16 protein-coding genes and 1 tRNA gene are annotated in these 18,266 nt (G+C 64.1%); 5 read left to right on the top strand and 12 right to left on the bottom strand.

Annotated elements, in window-relative coordinates:
- Positions 1–58 precede the first annotated feature (58 nt).
- The 11 genes from ABD906_RS14510 to ABD906_RS14460 all read right to left on the bottom strand — a co-directional run bounded on the left by ABD906_RS14510 (position 59) and on the right by ABD906_RS14460 (position 10,778).
- Positions 59–1,120, bottom strand: coding sequence for a DNA polymerase III subunit delta' (locus ABD906_RS14510; RefSeq protein ID WP_345100241.1), 1,062 nt, complete (start codon positions 1,118–1,120; stop codon positions 59–61).
- Positions 1,113–1,823, bottom strand: coding sequence for a dTMP kinase (gene tmk, locus ABD906_RS14505; protein WP_345100239.1), 711 nt, complete (start codon positions 1,821–1,823; stop codon positions 1,113–1,115). The genes ABD906_RS14510 and tmk overlap by 8 nt, the downstream gene beginning before the upstream one ends.
- Before the next feature lie 452 nt (positions 1,824–2,275).
- Positions 2,276–3,487: a D-alanyl-D-alanine carboxypeptidase family protein gene (locus ABD906_RS14500; protein WP_378188124.1), complete on the bottom strand. Its 1,212-nt coding sequence runs from the start codon at positions 3,485–3,487 to the stop codon at positions 2,276–2,278.
- Positions 3,488–3,696: 209 nt separating this feature from the next.
- Positions 3,697–4,902, bottom strand: a complete 1,206-nt coding sequence (locus tag ABD906_RS14495; RefSeq protein WP_345100235.1) for a septal ring lytic transglycosylase RlpA family protein — start codon at positions 4,900–4,902, stop codon at positions 3,697–3,699.
- Between the two features lie 401 nt (positions 4,903–5,303).
- Positions 5,304–5,816, bottom strand: a complete 513-nt coding sequence (locus tag ABD906_RS14490; RefSeq protein ID WP_345100233.1) for an ImmA/IrrE family metallo-endopeptidase — start codon at positions 5,814–5,816, stop codon at positions 5,304–5,306.
- Positions 5,813–6,202 carry a hypothetical protein gene (locus ABD906_RS14485; protein ID WP_345100231.1) on the bottom strand — a complete coding sequence of 130 codons (390 nt, stop codon included), beginning with the start codon at positions 6,200–6,202 and terminating at the stop codon, positions 5,813–5,815. Before ABD906_RS14485 ends, ABD906_RS14490 begins: the two co-directional genes overlap by 4 nt.
- A gap of 112 nt (positions 6,203–6,314) precedes the next feature.
- Positions 6,315–6,404: transfer RNA gene (locus tag ABD906_RS14480), tRNA-Ser, on the bottom strand.
- 624 nt (positions 6,405–7,028) lie between these two features.
- Positions 7,029–8,117, bottom strand: a complete 1,089-nt coding sequence (locus tag ABD906_RS14475) for a type 2 periplasmic-binding domain-containing protein (RefSeq protein ID WP_345100229.1) — start codon at positions 8,115–8,117, stop codon at positions 7,029–7,031.
- Positions 8,118–8,136: 19 nt separating this feature from the next.
- Positions 8,137–9,468 (bottom strand): TRAP transporter large permease, encoded by a 1,332-nt coding sequence (locus ABD906_RS14470; RefSeq protein ID WP_345100227.1) that lies wholly within the window; start codon positions 9,466–9,468, stop codon positions 8,137–8,139.
- Positions 9,465–9,977, bottom strand: a complete 513-nt coding sequence (locus tag ABD906_RS14465) for a TRAP transporter small permease subunit (protein WP_345100225.1) — start codon at positions 9,975–9,977, stop codon at positions 9,465–9,467. Before ABD906_RS14465 ends, ABD906_RS14470 begins: the two co-directional genes overlap by 4 nt.
- Positions 9,978–10,013: 36 nt before the next feature.
- Positions 10,014–10,778 carry a DeoR/GlpR family DNA-binding transcription regulator gene (locus tag ABD906_RS14460; RefSeq protein WP_345100223.1) on the bottom strand — a complete coding sequence of 255 codons (765 nt, stop codon included), beginning with the start codon at positions 10,776–10,778 and terminating at the stop codon, positions 10,014–10,016.
- 158 nt (positions 10,779–10,936) lie between these two features.
- On the opposite strand from ABD906_RS14460, the gene ABD906_RS14455 reads away from it, so the two are divergent.
- The 4 genes from ABD906_RS14455 to ABD906_RS14440 all read left to right on the top strand — a co-directional run bounded on the left by ABD906_RS14455 (position 10,937) and on the right by ABD906_RS14440 (position 16,589).
- Positions 10,937–12,319, top strand: coding sequence for an NAD(P)/FAD-dependent oxidoreductase (locus tag ABD906_RS14455; protein WP_345100221.1), 1,383 nt, complete (start codon positions 10,937–10,939; stop codon positions 12,317–12,319).
- Positions 12,316–13,512, top strand: a complete 1,197-nt coding sequence (locus ABD906_RS14450) for an FAD-dependent oxidoreductase (protein WP_345100219.1) — start codon at positions 12,316–12,318, stop codon at positions 13,510–13,512. Before ABD906_RS14455 ends, ABD906_RS14450 begins: the two co-directional genes overlap by 4 nt.
- Positions 13,509–14,918, top strand: coding sequence for an FGGY family carbohydrate kinase (locus ABD906_RS14445; RefSeq protein ID WP_345100217.1), 1,410 nt, complete (start codon positions 13,509–13,511; stop codon positions 14,916–14,918). Before ABD906_RS14450 ends, ABD906_RS14445 begins: the two co-directional genes overlap by 4 nt.
- Positions 14,919–15,641: 723 nt before the next feature.
- Positions 15,642–16,589: a ring-cleaving dioxygenase gene (locus ABD906_RS14440; RefSeq protein WP_345100215.1), complete on the top strand. Its 948-nt coding sequence runs from the start codon at positions 15,642–15,644 to the stop codon at positions 16,587–16,589.
- A 12-nt stretch (positions 16,590–16,601) separates the two neighbouring features.
- Here the strand turns inward: ABD906_RS14440 and ABD906_RS14435 are convergent, their stop codons facing one another.
- Positions 16,602–17,585 (bottom strand): LLM class flavin-dependent oxidoreductase, encoded by a 984-nt coding sequence (locus ABD906_RS14435; RefSeq protein WP_345100213.1) that lies wholly within the window; start codon positions 17,583–17,585, stop codon positions 16,602–16,604.
- A 352-nt stretch (positions 17,586–17,937) separates the two neighbouring features.
- Here ABD906_RS14435 and ABD906_RS14430 point away from each other — a divergent pair, with 352 nt between their 5' ends.
- A complete protein-coding gene (locus ABD906_RS14430) occupies positions 17,938–18,108 on the top strand; it encodes a hypothetical protein (protein WP_345100211.1) in 171 nt (56 codons plus the stop codon).
- The last annotated feature ends 158 nt before the right edge of the window (positions 18,109–18,266 follow it).

The following is an 18,266-nucleotide window of genomic DNA, read 5'->3' as shown; positions in this document are numbered from 1 at the left end:
CTTAGCGCCCAGATAGCGCACTGTGATCAAGATTGCCATGCGTCGCGTGCGGCGCGTTTCAGGCGGCTTTCGCGTCCTGCATGGCCTGATGAAGCTGCCGAAGCACGTTGAGCGCATGCTGCTTGCGGTCGAGGTTGAACGTGTCCGCGTCCCGCATCCGCTGCGCGAGCTCTTCCCACAGCCGGGCAAATTTCTCGGCAAGCAGCACCTGGTTCGCCTCGCCTGCGCGTACCGCCGCACTGGCCGCGAGGTCAAGCACCAACTGATTGAACAGATCGTACTGCACCTGGGAATCCCTTCCGGCGAGCGCATCCGCCAGCCGGTGGCTGGCCACGACGTCCAGGCGCGGAGCGCGCAGGATGTCCTGGATGGCCGAGGCAATCTCCAGACCGCCGAACTGGGTGAGCAGCACCGCCTTGCGGACGCTGCCCTCCGCCTGATCGATAAGGAAGGCGCGGGCCTGCGGATCCTCGGGCGCCGGTGCGCCCAGGAGGCCCAGCACCCGTTCGAGCAGAGCCGGTTCCAGTGGCTTCAGCCGGATCACGTGGCATCGCGAGCGGATTGTTGGCAGCAGGCTTCCCGGGGAATGGGTGACCAGCACGAACAGCGTGCGGGGCGGCGGCTCCTCGAGGTTCTTGAGCAGCGCATTGGCCGCGCTCACGTTCATGTCGTCGGCCGGATCGACGATAACCACGCGCCAGCCGCCATCAGGCGGCGTCATCGAGAGAAAGCGGCCGATCCTTCGGATCTCTTCCACGGTGATGGCAGTGCGGAACTGCTTGTCCTTCTCGACCCAGGGGCGCGACAGGTGCAGCAGTCCCGGATGGGCGCCACGCACGGCAAGCCGGAAGGCCTGGCTTTCCGTGTCAATGCCGGGCATCTCCGGCGCAGCCAGCGGATCGGGATGGCGGAACAGGTAATGCGCCAGATGGAAGGCGAAGGTGGCCTTGCCGATACCACGCGGGCCGGTCACCATCAGCGCATGGTGCATCTTGCCGCTGCGGTATGCGGCGGCGACCAGCCGCAACGCGTCCTCGTGCCCGAAGAGATGCGGGTTCTCCACCGGCTCCGGAATGTCGGTCAGGGAGTCGTACTGTTCCGGCGCAAGACGCTCATACATCGGCATGTCTCTTCTGCTTGCGATGTTTCCGGGGCCCGGGGCCTTTGCCGCCCTCTTCCGCCAGATGCCAGCGCTTCTGCATGGCCTTCTGCACCGCCTCAAGGACGTATGCGGCGACCGCATCCGCGCTGCGGCTCGCGTCGATCACCACGCAGCGTTCCGGTTCGGCTTTGGCGATGTCGAGAAACGCCTTGCGGCGCTTCTGGTGGACGGCGAGCGTGTCCTTCTCGAAGCGGTCGACGCTGCCCTCCCCCCGCCGCGCCGACGCGCGCTGGAGGCCAATCTCCGGATCGATGTCTAGGATGACGGTCAGGTCCGGCATCGTGTCGCCGACGGCGGCCCTCTCCAGCGCGGCCAGGAAGGATTTGCTCAACCCTTTCGTGGTGCCCTGGTAGGCGCGGGTGGAGTCGATGAAACGGTCGCAGAGCACCACGGCCCCCTCTTCCAGCGCCGGACGGATCACCTGCTGGACATGGTCGAGGCGGGCGGCCGCGAACAGCACCGCCTCCATCTCCGGGCCGAATGGCTCGGCAGCGCCCGAAAGCAGCACATGGCGCACGGCTTCCGCGCCGGGCGAGCCGCCCGGCTCACGCGTCACGACGACCCTGTGGCCCTGCTGCTGCAAATGCTCCTGCAGGCGGCGAATCTGGGTCGACTTTCCTGCGCCCTCCCCGCCTTCAAACGTGATGAAAAATCCCCGCAAGCTGACCGTCCGGTGTTTGCTGTCCTGGACCTCTTATAGCACCGCGCGGAGCGAGGTCCACCGAGGTTGAATCGGCTGAAGTCTAAAGCAGTTCACACATTTCCGAAACGCTGGTCGCGGGATGACCTCGGCGGTGAGGCTGGGCGGAGAGCCGGTTTGAACAGGGCCTTTCGGAATTTTACTGGTGACATGGACTTCGTTCGTGGCCGGTCGCTGTTACCCTCACCCCGAGCCCGTCGAAGGGTTAAGGATTCAGGGCACCGAATGTTCTTCGTTTTCCGACGCCTTATCCCTCGACAAGCGCATCCGTCGACACGCTCACGATGGAGATGAGGCGAAGAGCATTCGCGGCGCGGCGGGTTTCGATGAACCCGTCAAACGGTCAAAACCGGCGGCAATACAGTTCGCCGACGCCATAAGTCGCTTTGAATTCATACTGTTAAACAACGAAATTAAGATGGCGTCTTAGCGACAGCCTTCATCTTTGCTTCCACGCGGTCCCAGGAGAGCTGCCGCAGCCAGCCGACCAGCAGCTCGGCCACGGCGCCGAAAGCACGCTGGCTGAGCGTGCCGTACTCCACCGTTTCGGCGGCGTAGAGGTCGGCGCGGCTGCTCAGCGTGTCGCCCACCCAGACCTGCAGCTCGCCGACCACGTCGCCCTCCCGAATGGGGGCCGGCAGCGGACGCTGGTAGACGATCCGGACATGCAGCGCGGACTGATCATCAACCGGTGCAAGCACGGACACTGCATCGCCGACCCGCAGGCCGACCGTCTTCTTCTCGCCGCCATAGACGTCCGCCTCGCCGACCTTCTGGTGGGCGGCGAACATCTGCCGTTTGGTGAACCCATCGAGAGCCCACTGCAGGAGCTTGCGCGCTTCCTCGACACGCTCGGCTTCGGTCTCGAGGCCCGCGATGGTGGCAAACACCCGCCGTTCGCCGTTGCTGGCGGATGCCACGACTGAAAAGCCGTAGCCCTCGGCGAAGCCGGTCATCAGGCCGTCCGCGCCGATGTTGAGGTTGATGAGCGGGTTCTTGTTGCGCTGGAAGATCCTGTTCCACTCGAAGGCCGGCTGGGAGAAAAGCGCATATCGTTCCGGATAGGCCCGCCACAGGTGCATCGCGAGCGCGGTCATGTCCCGCGCGGTGACATGATGGCCTTGCGCCGGCAGGCCGGTCGGGTTCACGAAATGCGTGTTCTTGAGGCCCAATTCCTTCGCGCGTTCGTTCATCGCCTGCGCGAAGGCTTCCTCGGAACCCTTCATGCCTTCGGCGAGCACAATGGCCGCATCATTGGCCATCTGCACCGTCAGGCCCTGCAGCAGATCGGCGACGGAAACGGAGGACTTCACCTTGGCGAACATCGTGGCCGTGCGGGACGGCGCGCCGCCCGTGCGCCAGGCGTGTTCGGAGACCTGGAATTCGGTATCCGGCGAAAGCCGACCCTCTTCCAGCGCATGGAACACGATCTCTGCTGTCATCAGCTTGGCGAAGGAGCCCGGCGGAAACGGTTCGTCCGCCCCGCGGGAAAGCAGCACCAGGCCGCTGTCGGCGTCGACGATGTGGATGCGTTTCGCTGTGGTTTCGACGAGATCAGCCTGCGCGATCGATCCTGTTGCAACGACCAGCAAAGCCGCGATGGCAGTGATGCGGAACAACTGGATGCCTCCCACGCACTTGAGAAATCAAGCCTATGCCGAATCGAGGCAGCTCACAATATAGGGATTGGGTTGGAGCGGATCACTTTCCGGTGGCGGCGACAGCCACAATTGTGTTGCGCATCGTGCACCGACAGGCCTCCGGGACGGATGCGCCCGCGCTGGGCCGCGGTCTGATCCCCGTCCGATGCCTCCCGGCGCCTGACCGCTGCGCCCTACTCCCGAACGATGAAGGCGTCCGTGGCGCCCGCCGCCCAGGCGGCTCGCAGCGCATCGTCAATGTCGATCCCCTCGCCCCTTGCAAGCGTAAGGGCCACCTCCGTGGCACCGGCCGGCTCGACTTCAATGCGGCCGTAGTGCGAGAGCGACTTCACAACAGCCTCCGTCTCGCGAATGGAGGACCAGACACCGAGGTTGACGTACTCCGCCTTCCCTGCGCCAGAGGCAAGGTTGGCGGGGGCCTGTTGCGCCACCGGCGCCTTCTTCTCGGCAAGGATCGGCTCGAACACGCTGAAGGCCGCGCTCACGCGCTGCTCGGCATAGGACAATGCGGCGACCGCGTAGGTTTCGGGACGCATCTGCGGAATGGGCGCGGACGCCGGAAGGGCAATGCCCACGTCCGACGGCTGCTGGAACGCGGAAAACGCCGGATCCGCCTGCGCTGCCACGGGCGCGGAATTGATGACTGCCGAGATCGGATCGGCAACTGCCCGCGCCTGCGCGGCTGGGGTCGGTGTGGGGCCGTTCATGGCGAGCATCACGCCGGTCGGCAGGCCGTCCGACGGATCGGGAGCGCGGCCGCCGGGCCGGTAAGACGCCATCAGGAAGGCGTCATCCTGGCCGTGCAGCGGCGCCGGGCCAACATATTCGACCTTCACCTTGGCCGAACCCTTCTGATGGAAGCCGAGCAGCTCCGCGGCGCGGCGCGACAGGTCGATCAGGCGGTTCTTCTCGAACGGGCCGCGGTCGTTGATGCGGACCACCACCGACGAATTGTTCTCGAGATTTGTGACCCGGGCATAGCTGGGAAGCGGCAGGGTCGGATGCGCCGCCGTCAGGTGAGTCATGTCGTAGATTTCACCATTGGCGGTCAGACGGCCGTGGAACGCATCGCCATACCAGGAGGCGACGCCGACGGCCTTGTAGTTCGGATCTTCCTTGGGGTGAAACCAGTTGCCCTTGATCTTGTAGGGCTTGCCGACCTGGTAGCGGCCGCCGCCGCGTGGCAGTTTCGACTTTGCGTGGGCGACGCGCGGGCTCGCCTTCACACCATATTTCGATTCAGGAAAATATTCCTTGCTGCGGCTGGAATGCTTGCCGCCGCTGTTGCCGGAACAGGCCGCGAGCGATGCGGCGAGGAGTGCGATGCCGATGAGTCTTGCGTGCGACAGGATTGAGCTCTGCCGTATTGCCGTCCCCATTGCCTTCCCTCTCTCGTCAATCGCCTAAACGAAATCTGCCTTGATGGTGCTGCCCCGCAGTTCGGCAGTACGGTCGGCCTTCCCACAAATTGATTAGCACCGTGTAAACCCAATGTGGCCGTAATCTGGCAAAAATGTGGGCGCGCGCCTAGTAACCTTTTTAAACGCGATGCAATCGTTCGGAAAAGTCAGGCTTCAATGTGTCTCCGATCAGTTCGGAAAGACGTTATAGCACAAAGGGATATTCTGTATTCTTGAGATGTTTCCTGATCCTTCGATTTTGTTAACCATGTTGCATCTTTATGGGCGCCGACGCGCGTCACGCCGGCCGCCATCGCATGCTCGTCCGGTCTCGATTTCCCCGTGTCGGGCAACAGGAGACCTACCGAGCCGAACCGTCGTCAGCGAGCATACTTCGGTTCGTAGTCCAGCCCTTCACGAATACAGTATGCGTGCTCGCATACGCCCAAAGCGCGCGCTTTCGCGGCCGGAATGTTATAGTTCGGATTGTTCCGAATCTCTGCCATGAGATGTTCCGGCATCAGAACGCTCACCGCAAATTTGTTCGCCTCCGTTTCCTGAGACGGACCAATTTCTCGGTTGCGATAGACGCCGTCGCAGCTGCTACGGTAAGCCCTGTTGTCCTCAATGCCCTCGCCGATAAGATGACGATGCAGCATGTAATGCCCGAGCTCGTGCGCGATGGTGAACCGCTGGCGGGTTCTCGGATGATTGGCATTCACCACGATCCGGAAGCGATCATCGCCAATGCGTTCGATCATGCCGGATGTTTCAGGGCGGAGATTGGCGTACGAGACCTTCACACCAAGAGCATTGGCAAGGCCCTCAACATCCACGGGCGCATGCGACTTGAACTTGCGGATCAAGGCGAGCTGTTCAGAATACCGCATCATTCTTCATCACCATGCTGTGTCGCTGCCACCCGGTCCGCAATCTCACCGTCCAGTGTCTGGCCCAGTTCGTGGTACGAGCCAATGATAGCAGGCAATTCGGCCAGTAGGTAACGATTAGTCACCCGTTCCGCTATCTCCCGCGCGGTTTCGTCTGCCTGCTGTATTGCTGCCAGCCTGGCGTGATGTTTCACGCGTATGTAGGCAATGACGCCCGAAATACTGATCAGGACGACGACGCAGGAAAGCGCAACGGCGGTCATCGCCATCAGGAACGAGCCATGCTCAATGGCACCGCCAATCGTCCAGTCTATAACCCTCGCCCCATCCAAGTGCGCACCGTGCCCGCCGAGTCCTCGCCAGTCTACCTGCAGCAATGCAATTTTCAATACACCATTATTGCGCTAAGCACTCAGCATAGATTGTGTTTTGCAGGGATCGTAAGCTTTCCGCGCTTTCAGGAAAGCCGTACAGATCGAATGTTCGAGCCATCCGGGAAAATGGCGGAGGGGGTGGGATTCGAACCCACGGTGACATCGCTGCCACGCCGGTTTTCAAGACCGGTGCCTTAAACCGCTCGGCCACCCCTCCAGACGTTTTCTGCTTGTCCCGGATTTCCGATGTTTCGGCGCCCGGGAGCACGCCTGAGAATCCAGGAACAGATGCGTCGGAACTTCGCCTTTAGCGCCGCGCGACGCGCACTGTCAACGGGGAACGCAGTCCGCCGCAAAGTCCCGCCGCTGCGATCCCGGTTACAGCGCCATGCGCGGCAAGCGGGCGGTGAACATCGGGTTGCGGCATCGTTCGCGCAGTCGCGTTTAGTGAAGCAACCTTCTGATGGCTACGTTCGCGATCATCACGGATGGGGTTGCCGATGAAGAAGCAGTGCGCACCCCACCCCCAGCCTGGGCTTCCTTACGCCCTGCGGAGCAATGGAGGCGGTGTCCGCGGGCACGCTCGCAACCGTCCAGGGCATGAGCTCAGATACTGCTTGAAAAGCGTGACAACAACGCTGCCGGAGGCGGAGACCGTTTCAGACTCCGGTCAATCGAATGGCTGCGAGACAACAGCCCTCCCGAAAGGTACCTCGCGCCGGATGGCACCTGCCGTTTGGGCAGGGCCGGACCGTCGCCGCCCTGGGAATATTTCTGCCCCAGAAAAGAAGGAGGGGTTGCCCCCTCCTCCGTCCTCCCCCCCATCGATCGGCGTGACGCCTTAGCGGTACGGGTAGCCCGCCTTCTCCATGTCGGAGGCGTACTTCTTGAAGATCTCCACGACGCGCGCGGCGCGCGGGCTCTCCTGGGCGACCTCGTCCCAGAAGCTCTGGGCATCCTTGACCACCTGCGCCCACTCCTGCGACGGAATTTCGGTGAGCTCCATCTTCTCGCCTTCGACGCGCAGCTTCGCCTCGCCGCCCCAGTACCAGATCAGGCGGTAGTAGTGCGACTGGTCGATCGTGCTGCGGTAGAGCTGCTGCAGGTGCGGCGGCACCTTCTCCCAGCTCTGGGTGTTGACGTAGTAGGAACCGAACCACGCGCCGGTGATCGAGTTGGCGAGCGCGTATTTGCAGATGTCGGCCCAGCCCATGGCGTACATCTCGGTGAAGCCGCACCAGGCCACGCCGTCCAGGTCGCCCGTGCGCAGCGCGACTTCCACGTCATCCCAGGGCACCGTCACCGGGATAAGGCCGTAGCGCGACAGGAAGCGGCCAGCGGTCGGCACGCCGAACACGCGCAGGCCGTTGAGGTCGGCGAGCGAGCGGATCGGCTTGTTGACCGTGAAGATGTGGAGCGGATCCCAGGCACCGGTCGAGAGGTAGGTCACGTTCTCGATGTCGGCATAGGCTTCCTTCCAGATCTCGTCGAGGCCGTAGTACATGAACATGGCGCCGACGTCCGGGCTGAAGCGGCTGGCAAACGGGAAGTAGCCGCCGAAGACGGAGATGTCGACCGGCGCGGCCATCGTGGCCTCGTCCGACTGGATGGCGTCCAGCGTGCCGTTCTGCAGAGCGCGGAACAGCTCCGAGGTCGGCACGAGCTGGTCGGCGTAGTAAAGCTCGATCTCCATCTCGCCATTGGCAGCGGCGTTGAACGCGTCCACCTGGCGCTTGATCACGTGCTCGCCGAGCGACGGTCCGGCGTAGGTTTGCAGGCGCCAGCGGATCGGAGCCTGGGCGCGGACGATCGCCGGGGTGGCAAGCGCGGCCGGAGCCGCAAGGCCGGCGGAGGCCAGGAACTTGCGGCGGGTCGCCAGGATCCTTTCGGACGGCGACATCTTGGAAGTGTCGTCAGTGTTGTTGGTCATGGTAGCCTCCTTTGGAGCATCAGCCTCGGAAATAGCTTGGCAGCCAGGTCGCGATCTGCGGGAAAATCATCAGCAGGACGATGCAGAGCACCATCATCAGCGCGAAGGGAATGATCGACCGGTAGATGTCGATCAGCGTGATTTCCTTGGGCGCCATGCCGCGCATCAGGAACAGGTTGTATCCAAAAGGCGGCGTGACATAGGCGATCTGGCAGGTGATCGTGTAGAGAATGCCGAACCAGGCCATCTGGTGGTCGATGCCGAGATCGAGGCGCTGCACCAGAGGAATGTAGAGCGGCGCGACGATCACCAGCATGGCGGTGTCGTCCAGGAACATGCCCATCACGATGAAGCTCAGCTGCATCAGGATGATCACCGCCCAGGGCGACAGCTCCCAATTGTGAATGAAAATGTTCTCGATGGCGCGGACAGCTCCGATGCCGTCGAACACGGCGGAGAAGGCCAGCGCGCCGAGCACGATCCACATGAACATGGCCGTGACGGACATGGTCTCGTGGGCGGCCTCGACCAGCAGCTTGAAGTTGAGCCGGCGCTTCCAGGCGGCCGCCACCGTCGCGGCCGTGGCACCCACGGCGGAGCTCTCCAGCAGGTTCGTGTAGCCCATCACGAACAGACCGATCATCAGCAGGAAGATGACGACCGGGGCAATGCCCGCCTTCAGCAGAAGAATCTTTTCCCTGAGCGGCATGTTGAGCTCTTCGTCGCTCAGCTTCGGCGCCAGCGACGGATTGAGCTTCACGCGGACGTAGACATAGATGGCGAAGACAGCCGCCATCATCAGGCCCGGAAGCACTCCGGCAAGCCACAGTTCGGAAACCGGCTGGCGCGCGATCACCGAGAACAGCACCATCACCACCGACGGCGGCAGAAGGATGCCGAGGGTCGAGCCGCCCTGCACCACGCCGGTGATCAGCACCTTGTCATAGCCACGCCGCAGCATCTCCGGCAGCGCGATGGCCGAACCAATGGCAAGACCCGCGACCGAAAGGCCGTTGATGGCACTGATGATGACCATGAGGAAGATCGTGCCCATGGCCAGCCCGCCGGGAAGCTTTCCGCACCAGACGTGCATCATCCGGTATAGGTCTTCCGCGATGCCGGACTTGGCCATCATGTGGCCCATGAAGATGAAGAGCGGCAGCGTCAGCAGCGCGTACCAGGAGAACAGCTTGAAGACCGCGTTGAACGGCAGTTCGGCGGCGGAGTTGCCGTAGAGCGCAAGCGCGGAAGCGGCGGCCACGGCGCCGATCATGGCGAAGATGCGCTGGCCCGTGAGCATGAGGACAATCATGCCCGCGAACATCACGAGGGCGATTGCTTCGGGGCTCATCGCGCGTCTCCTTCGCGGATGCGCAGCACGTCACGGAAGAAGATGGCAATGCATTGAAGGATCATGAGCGCGATGCAGACATTCATGAGAACCTTGATGGGAACCAGCGACGGGGCCCACAACGAAGGGAGGCGCTGGTTGGTGATCCAGGAGTAATGCAGCGAGGAAATTCCACCCCACAGCAGGACGCCGAGGTAAAAGATCACGATCCAGATCGTGATGGAGTCGATGATCGCCCGCCCGCGCGGTGAGAGATGCGAATAGATGAGGTCGAGCCGCACATGCCCCTCGTCCTTGAGCGTCTTGGGCCCGGCGAGGAAATAGAACGCGGCTAGCGTGAACTGCGCCGTCTCCAGCGTCCAGTTCTGGACCTTCCCCAACGCCTTGTCCGAGAATACGTCGAAAAGCAGAACGGCGATCATCACGTAGATGAGGCACATGGCGAACCGGCCGATCCATTCAGCCAGACCGTCCATGACGCGTATGTAACCCTGAACCAGCGACTTCATTTTTCCGGCAACTTTTCCCTTCCGCCTGCCTTTCGGCTAGATGAGCTTGACGCGAGCGCGGTCGAGCGCTGCCTGAAAGGCATCGCCCGGTGCCCGGTCACTGATGAGGGTGTCGATCTCCTCCAGCCGACACACGCGGTGCAGAGCCCGCTTTCCGAATTTCGCCGATCCGGCGACGACGATGGTCCGTGAGGCCCGCGCGCACATAGCGCGCGCCACCGCGGCCTCGTCGAAATCGGCATCCATCGCCCCGGCTTCCGCGTCGAGCGCGGCCACGCCGATCACGGCATAGTCGGCCTGGAACTGGGCGATCTGCTCCAGCGCCATGGGCCCGACGGTTTCGCCATTGTCCGGTGCGAAGATGCCTCCCAACAAATAGACGCGCGCCTGCCCCCCACCCAGAACGCGCGCGATGTGCAGGGAATTGGTGATGACCGTAAGTCGCTGCACATCTGCCAACGCCTTGGCGCATGCCAGCGTCGTGGTTCCTGTATCGATGAATACGGTATCTCCGGGAGAAATCAGGCCGCGCAACTTGCGGGCAATCAGCGCCTTTTCGGCCGACTGCTCCGACATGCGCTCCTCGAAACTGCCTTCCGCCTGGAGGCGGAGACGGCGGGCGCCGCCATGGACCTTCTGCAGGGCACCGGTGGCCGCAAGCTGGGCCAGATCGCGGCGAATGGTTTCGGCAGAGACTCTGAAACGCTCGGCCAGTTCCGGAACGGAGACTTCGCCGTCGCGCTCGACGCAAGCCAGAATCTCAGCCTGTCTGTCGCCCGGCTTCACAGCCCGCACTCCCATTTCGTCCCGTTCCCTTTTTCTCTAGCTAGGCCCGGAAAACGTGACCGTGTCAACATGAAAGTAGGCAAAACATGCCTGTTTGCATGAAAATAGCGGGCAAAAATTGACTATTCGGTCATTTTGGAGCATGACTGCGCTCATCAACAGGAGTGACCTGCATGCCGGACCAGCCTCTAACCGGTCGATTCGACGTGGCCGTCATTGGCGCCGGCGTCGTTGGCTGCGCGATCGCACGGCGCTTTGCCCTCGCGGGGGCGCGCGTGGCCGTGATCGAGAAAGCCCCGGACATTCTCGACGGCGCCTCCAAGGGCAATTCCGCCATTCTGCACACGGGTTTCGACGCCCCTCCGGGGTCGTTGGAGCACGCCTGCATCCGCGCGGGATACCAGGAGTATCTGGAAATCCACGAACGGCTGGGCCTACCGGTCAACCGCTGCGGCGCGCTGGTCATCGCCTGGACCGAGGAAGAGGAAGCCGCCCTCCCCGGCCTGATCGAGAAGGCGCACAAGAACGGGATCACGGACATCGAGGTTCTGGACCGGCAGGCGCTGCGCAAGGCCGAACCGGAACTGGGAGAGAATGCGCGCGCTGCCTTCCGCGTGCCCGGTGAATATTTGATCGACCCGTGGTCGGCGCCCTTCGCCTATCTGCTGCAGGCCGTCGAGAACGGCGCGCAGCTCATGCGCGGCGCCGAGGTCACCGGGGCGCGCCGGGAGGATGACTGGATCATCGAGACGACCCGCGGCGAGGTGCGCGCCGGACTGGTGATCAATGCCGCCGGCCTGTTTGGTGATCTCGTGGACGAGAAGTTCATCGGTCGCCGCGACTTCCACATCAAGCCGCGCAAGGGCCAGTTCGTGGTCTATGACAAGCCGGCAGCCGCGCTGGTGAACCACATCCTGCTGCCGGTGCCCACCGCCATCACCAAGGGCGTCGTCGTCTGCCGCACCGCGTTCGGCAACCTTCTGGTGGGCCCAACGGCCGAGGACCAGGACGACCGCCTGCATGCAGAGCTCGTTCCCGAAACGCTCGAAGCGTTGAAGAAGCGTGGCGAGGAGATCGTGCCGGCGCTGAAGCGGCACGACGTGACGGCCATCTATGCGGGCCTGCGCCCCGCCACCGAACTCAAGGAATACTGTATCAAGGCGCACGAGGGCCTCTCGTACATCACCGTGGGCGGCATCCGCTCCACGGGCCTGTCTGCCGCGCTCGGCATTGCCCAGCATGTGGAGAAGCTTGCGGCGCTCGAATTCCCGCCGCCCGCCCACCCGGTGTGGTCGAGCGTGCGCAACATTTCGGAATTCCTCCCGCGCGACTGGCAGAAGCCCGGACACGGCGGGATCGTCTGTCACTGCGAGCTCGTCACCCGGCGGGAGATCATGGACGCGCTGTCGGGACCGCTGCCCGCCCGCTCACTGGCGGGGCTCAAGCGCCGCACGCGCGTCACCATGGGCCGCTGCCAGGCCTTCTTCTGTTCGGCGGAGCTATGCCGCCTGACGCGCGATCATTTCGACCAGCCGATGTCGGAGATTGTTGAATGATCCTGCCCTCCGAGGTTGATGTCCTGGTGATCGGCGCGGGCCCCGCGGGCCTGGCCGCCGCCACGGAACTTGCGCGCGACTTCAACGTGCTGGTCGTGGACCGCGAGAAGGCGGCGGGCGGAATCCCGCGCCACTGCGGCCATTATCCGTTCGGCATGCGCGAGTTTCACCGCGTGATGAAGGGCCCGGACTACGCCCGCGCCCTTGCGGCACGCGCAGAGGCCGCGGGTGTGCGCTTCGCGCTCGGCGTGAACGTTGTGGCACTCCACCCCGGTCCCTCGGTCACGGTGACGAGCGACGAGGGCGTGACAACGATTTCCGCCAGGCGCGTGCTTATAGCCACGGGTGTGCGGGAAAGCTCCCGCGCCCAGCGGCTCATCGGCGGCACCAAGCCGGGCGGCGTGGTCAGCACCGGCGCGCTGCAGGGCATGGTGTATCTCGAGCACGCGCGCCCGTTCCGCCGTCCGGTGATCCTCGGCACGGAACTCGTGTCCTTCTCGGCGATCATGACTTGCGCCCATGCGGGCATCCGTCCAGTGGCGATGGTCGATTCCCGCCGCGCAACGGCGGCGCGCTGGCCTTCATGCCTCTATCCGCGCATCAAGGGCATTCCGCTTTATCTCTCCACGAAGCTCGTCTCGATCGAGGGACGCGAGCGGGTGGAATCCGTGATCATTGACGGCCCGAAGGGCCGCAAGCGGATCGAGACCGACGGCGTGATCGTCAGCGGCCATTTCCGCTCCGAATCCACGCTCATCGTCACGAGCCATCTCGCCCGCGATCCGGGTACGGGCGGCCCGGCCGTGGACAGCGCCGGCCGATGCTCCGATCCTACGTATTATGCGGCCGGCAACATGCTGCATCCGGTGGAGACGGCGGGCTGGTGCTGGTCGGAAGGCCGGCGGGTGGGCCTCGCCATTGCGAGGGATCTGAAGAGCGGGCTGCCTGCGGAGCGGGCGCCGGTCACCGTCGAGAGCGACGCGCTCGCCTGGGTCGTGCCGCAGTTCGTGAGCCCCGAGCAAGCCCTTGACCGGCTGCAGCTCAGGGTCAATCGTCCGGTGAACGGCCGTCTGTCGGTTCGGGTGGATGGCCGCGAGGTGGCATCGCGACGCATATGGACGCGACCCGACCGGCGCATCACCCTGCCCATGCCATCAGTTACAGGTCAGGTCAGCATACATCTGGAGGAATGATGCGAGTCCTCGCCATCGATCAGGGAACGACGTCCACCCGTGCCTTCGTGGTCGATGGCGGCGGCAACCGGGTTGTCCACGCGGTTGAGCACCGGCAGTTCTATCCCGCGCCAGGCCATGTGGAGCACGATCCGGAGGAGCTGATTGCCAATATCGAGGCCTGCATCGCGGCCGCCGGCGAGGTGGATTGCGCCGGCATCGACAACCAGGGCGAAAGCTGCCTTGCCTGGGACGCGGCGACCGGCCGCGCCATCACGCCCGTCATCGTCTGGCAGGACGACCGCACGGCGGACGCCTGCGAAGCGCTCAAGGCAAAGGGCCTGGAGTCGCTGGTGCGCGAGCGCGCGGGCCTGCCGCTCGACCCCTACTTCTCCGCTTCCAAGCTCGGCTGGATCATGGAAAACTGCGCGGAAGCCCGCGAACTGGCCGCCCAGAGCCGCCTGCGGCTCGGCACCACGGACGCCTTCTTCCGCGACCGGCTCACCGGCGTCTTCGCCACAGACCCGACAACGGCCTCGCGCACGTCGCTCATGAATCTCACCACCTGCAGCTGGGACCCGGAACTTTGCGAGATCTTCGGCGTGCCGCTGGAGGCCCTGCCCCCGATCCTGCCCACCTGCGGCGAGCTGGGCACGCTGAAGAATGGCGCGAAGCTCACGGCAAGCATCGTGGACCAGCAGGCAGCCCTGTTCGGCCATGGGGCGCGCCTGCCCGGCCATGCGAAGATCACGTTCGGCACGGGCGCCTTCGCGCTGGCGCTCACCGACCGTCTCGAGGGCGGCTCTCCGCTGCTGCCCACCATCGCCTGGAGCGAGAGCAACGGGGCCACCATGTACGCGCTCGACGGCGGTGTCTATTCCGCATCGTCAGCCGTCAACTGGGCGAAGAAGCTCGGGCTCTGGAGCACCACCGCCGAGCTCGACCATTTCGAGCGCGAGCCGGCGGTCTCGCGCGGCCTGGTCTTCGTGCCGGCGCTTTCGGGCCTAGCCGCGCCGCACTGGGACCGTTCGGCGCGCGGCGCCTGGATGGGCCTCGGCCTCGACACAACGCCCTCCGACATGGTGCAGGCGGTGCTGGAGGGCGTTGCTTTCCGCGTGGCGGAAGTGATTGCCGAGATGGAAAAGTCGGTGGCCATCCTGCCGCCGATCAGCATCGACGGCGGCATGAGCCGCAATCCCTGGTTCTGCCAGTTCGTGGCCGACGTTCTCGGACGGCCGGTGCGCGTCTCCGACGAACCGGAACTGACGGCGCTGGGCTGTGCCCAGCTTGCCGCCCGCGGCGCGGGCCACGACCTGCCCTCCGAACCCGCCGGCCGGATCATCGAGCCGCGACCGATCCCCGCCGACTGGTTCGCCACATTCGCCGCCGCCAGAGACGCGGTCCAGGGTTATAGGCAGAGAGGCTGAGGCGAAAGCCTTCTCTCTCGCCCCTCGCGAAAGCGGCGCGGCGGCCATCATTGTGCATTGCACAAAATGCAAGACTGCGTTGCACAAATGTCTATGGATTCACGCCGGAGGACGAAGTATCTAAGCCGTGTTGACTGTTTCTCCTCCTCCCAAACAGGCAACGACATAAATGCAGTAAATTCCTCCTCCTAAGCTGCATTCAGAAAAAGCCCGCCATCCTCCTCCCTGGCGGGCTTTTTCTTTTCTTTGCCTGAATTTCCCCGGGCCATCGCGAGCCGGGCGTTCGCCTCCTTCGATCGTGCTTTCATGACACGATCAGCATGCGGCCTTTGCAGGTGATGCAGAAATAAGATGTTCGCGGGAAAGCGCTCCAACCTGCGCAGCCCCGTCGCGGGGCCGATCCTGCCTGGCGGTCACCCGCCAGAGTTCGCCGGGCGGCATCGTGTTGGGCTGCTCGCAGAAAAGCCTGCCGCCACGCGGGCCCGCGCGCCGCGGGATAGCGCAGGTCTTCAAGTGTTGCAGCCAACGGGCAAGAAACTCCGTTCGCTTTTCGCGAACAGCGTGTAGAGTAGCAGCACGCTTTACCGTCCGGAGCACGGTTACAATATTGGCCGAACGATTCCGTCGGTGGCGGAAACGGTTTTCGCTCCGGAACCGCGACACGGCAGACAGCTGGAGCAGCGCCGAGCTTCCAGATCAACTGCTCCGAAGGAGGACCAGGCCATGCAGCTCACCGGCATCCACCACCTCACGGCGATCACTGCCAATGCGCCGGCCAACAAGCGCTTCTATACGGAGACGCTGGGGCTCAGGCTCGTCAAGAAGACCGTCAACCAGGACGATGTGAGCGCCTACCACCTGTTCTATGCGGACGGCCTGGCCACGCCCGGCACGGACCTCACCTTCTTTGACTGGCCCATTCCGCCGGAGCGGCGCGGCACCCATTCCATCTGCCGCACGGGTCTGCGGGTCGCCGGCGAACGGGCGCTCGAGTACTGGGCGGAGCGGTTGCGCAAGGCCAGGCTGCCGGTGGGCGACATACACGTGCTCGACGGCCGGGCGAGCCTCGACTTTGAGGATCCGGAGGGACAGCGCTTCCGCCTGGTCGATGACGGAGGCCAGGGCGAATCCCATCCGTGGGAGAAAAGCCCCGTGCCGGCGGAGTTCCAGATCCGCGGTCTGGGCCCGATCACCATTTCGGTGCCCAAGAAGGGGCCGACCGAGCGGGTGCTGACGGAACTCATGAACATGACCGAGGTCCGCGAGTACCCCTCGCCCGATGGCACAGGCACCGTGCATGTCTACCGGATGGGCGACGGCGGACCGGGAGCGGAGCTGCACATGGCCGTCCAGCCTGGCCTGCCCTTCGCGCGGCAAGGCGCGGGTGGCGTGCATCACGTCGCCTTCCGCACGCCGACCCCGGAAACGCTGCATGACTGGACGGAGCGCGTGTCGGGGTTCCGCGTCCCGAGCTCGGGCGAGGTCGAACGGTTCTACTTCCGCTCGCTCTATTTCCGCGAACCCGGCGGCAACCTGTTCGAGATCGCAACCGATGTGCCCGGCTTCACGGCTGACGAACCGCTGGAGTCGCTCGGCGAGCGCCTGGCGCTGCCGCCGTTCCTCGAGCCCCGCCGGTCGGAGATCGAGGCGGGACTGAAGCCGCTGGAGTGAGGAGTCCCCGCCTCAGCCAAACCAGGCCTCGGCGATGAGCTCGAAGGAGCGCAGCCGCTTCCGGTGGTCGAAGACGTCGGAGACGATAATGAGCTCATCCGCGCCGGTTTCCTCCACAAGCGCCTGCATGCCAGCTTTCACCGTCGCGGGAGAGCCCACGATGGAGCGCGCGAGCATCCGCTGGACCTGCGCCTTCTCCACCTCGGTCCAGTAGGTCTCAATGTCGTCGATCGGCGGCTGGCTCAGGCCGCGCGCGCCGCGGAAGATGTTGGTGAACGACATCTGCTGGGTGGTGAACAGACGTCTTGCCTCCTCGTCCGTCTCCGCTGCAACAATGTTCACGCCAACCATCGCGTAGGGACGGTCGAGCTGCCCAGACGGCTTGAAGCGGCTGCGATAGAGCGCAAGCGCAGGCAGCAGGTAGTCCGGCGCGAAATGGGACGCGAAGGAATAGGGCAAACCGAGTTCGGCAGCGAGGACGGCGCCGAAATTGCTGGATCCTAGGATCCAGAGCGGCACATGGGTACCGGCAGCGGGCACCGCCTGGATGCGCTGGCCCTCCTCCGCCTCGCGGAAATAGGCCTGGAGCTCGAGCACGTCCTGCGGGAAACGCTCGGCCGCCTCGGGCGGGCGGCGGATCGCGCGCAGCGTCAGCTGGTCGGTGCCGGGAGCCCTGCCAAGGCCCAGGTCGATGCGGCCGGGGAAGAGATGGGCGAGCGTGCCGAACTGCTCGGCGATGATATAGGGCGAGTGGTTGGGCAGCATGATGCCCCCTGCCCCCACGCGGATCGTCTTCGTTCCTTCGGCGATGTGGGTGATGACGATGGAGGTGGCAGCGCTGGCGATGCCCGGCATGTTGTGGTGCTCGGCCACCCAGATGCGTTTGTAGCCCCAGCGCTCCGCGTGCACGGCCACGTCCCGCGCATTGTCGAGGGCCTCTCTGGCCGTTGAACCTTCACGAATGCGGGCTAGATCGAGGATCGACAATGGAATCATGGCGTGCTCCGTCCAGGCGTTACCCCAGCCAGATATGTACTGAAGTGGAATTAGACAACGGCGGATGGTCGCCGCGCGCCCGGACAGATCCTCGCGCGGGCCGCAGTGAATGGCGCGGAGGCCCGCCATCTTCCTTTGCGACCGGACACCAGACAGACTGTCGTCAAAGAGATCGAGAATTTCGACAATATTTTGCCAGTTTTTATGAGTAATCTGAACGTCTATATTAATTCAGTATTTGAGTGTTCAGATGAGTGCTCTAGTCAAAAGATTTATTTTACCATGCCTTTATTGCGCCGCCTTTGGAACGCTGACGGCATGTTCCACCATCGCCCCCCACCAACGGCTGGAAATGGATCGCGCCCATTGCCGCATGATCGGTTTCCCCGACAGGTCGATCCCCATGGCCGAATGCGTGCAGCGGCGCGAACTTGACCGGAGCGCGGACCGCCGCGCCCGCGAGGAGGCGCTGGACCGGTGGATGTACGACCGACCCTACCGACACTGGCGTTACCATCCCTGACGCTACCATTATCCCCTTCAGCCGCACGAGCGGATCCACCGCTCCTGGTAAAGCTGGCGCGCCCCGGATTGCCCTCGCCCGCGAGGGCAATCGATTGGGCACGCCTACGGTGCGTTGCCGATCTTCGGGCGCTATCGAAGCTGCACGGAAGCGCCGGC

Source organism: Chelativorans composti (assembly GCF_039541695.1).
Lineage (GTDB): Bacteria > Pseudomonadota > Alphaproteobacteria > Rhizobiales > Rhizobiaceae > Chelativorans > Chelativorans composti.
This window is presented reverse-complemented; position numbering and strand designations above follow the sequence as displayed.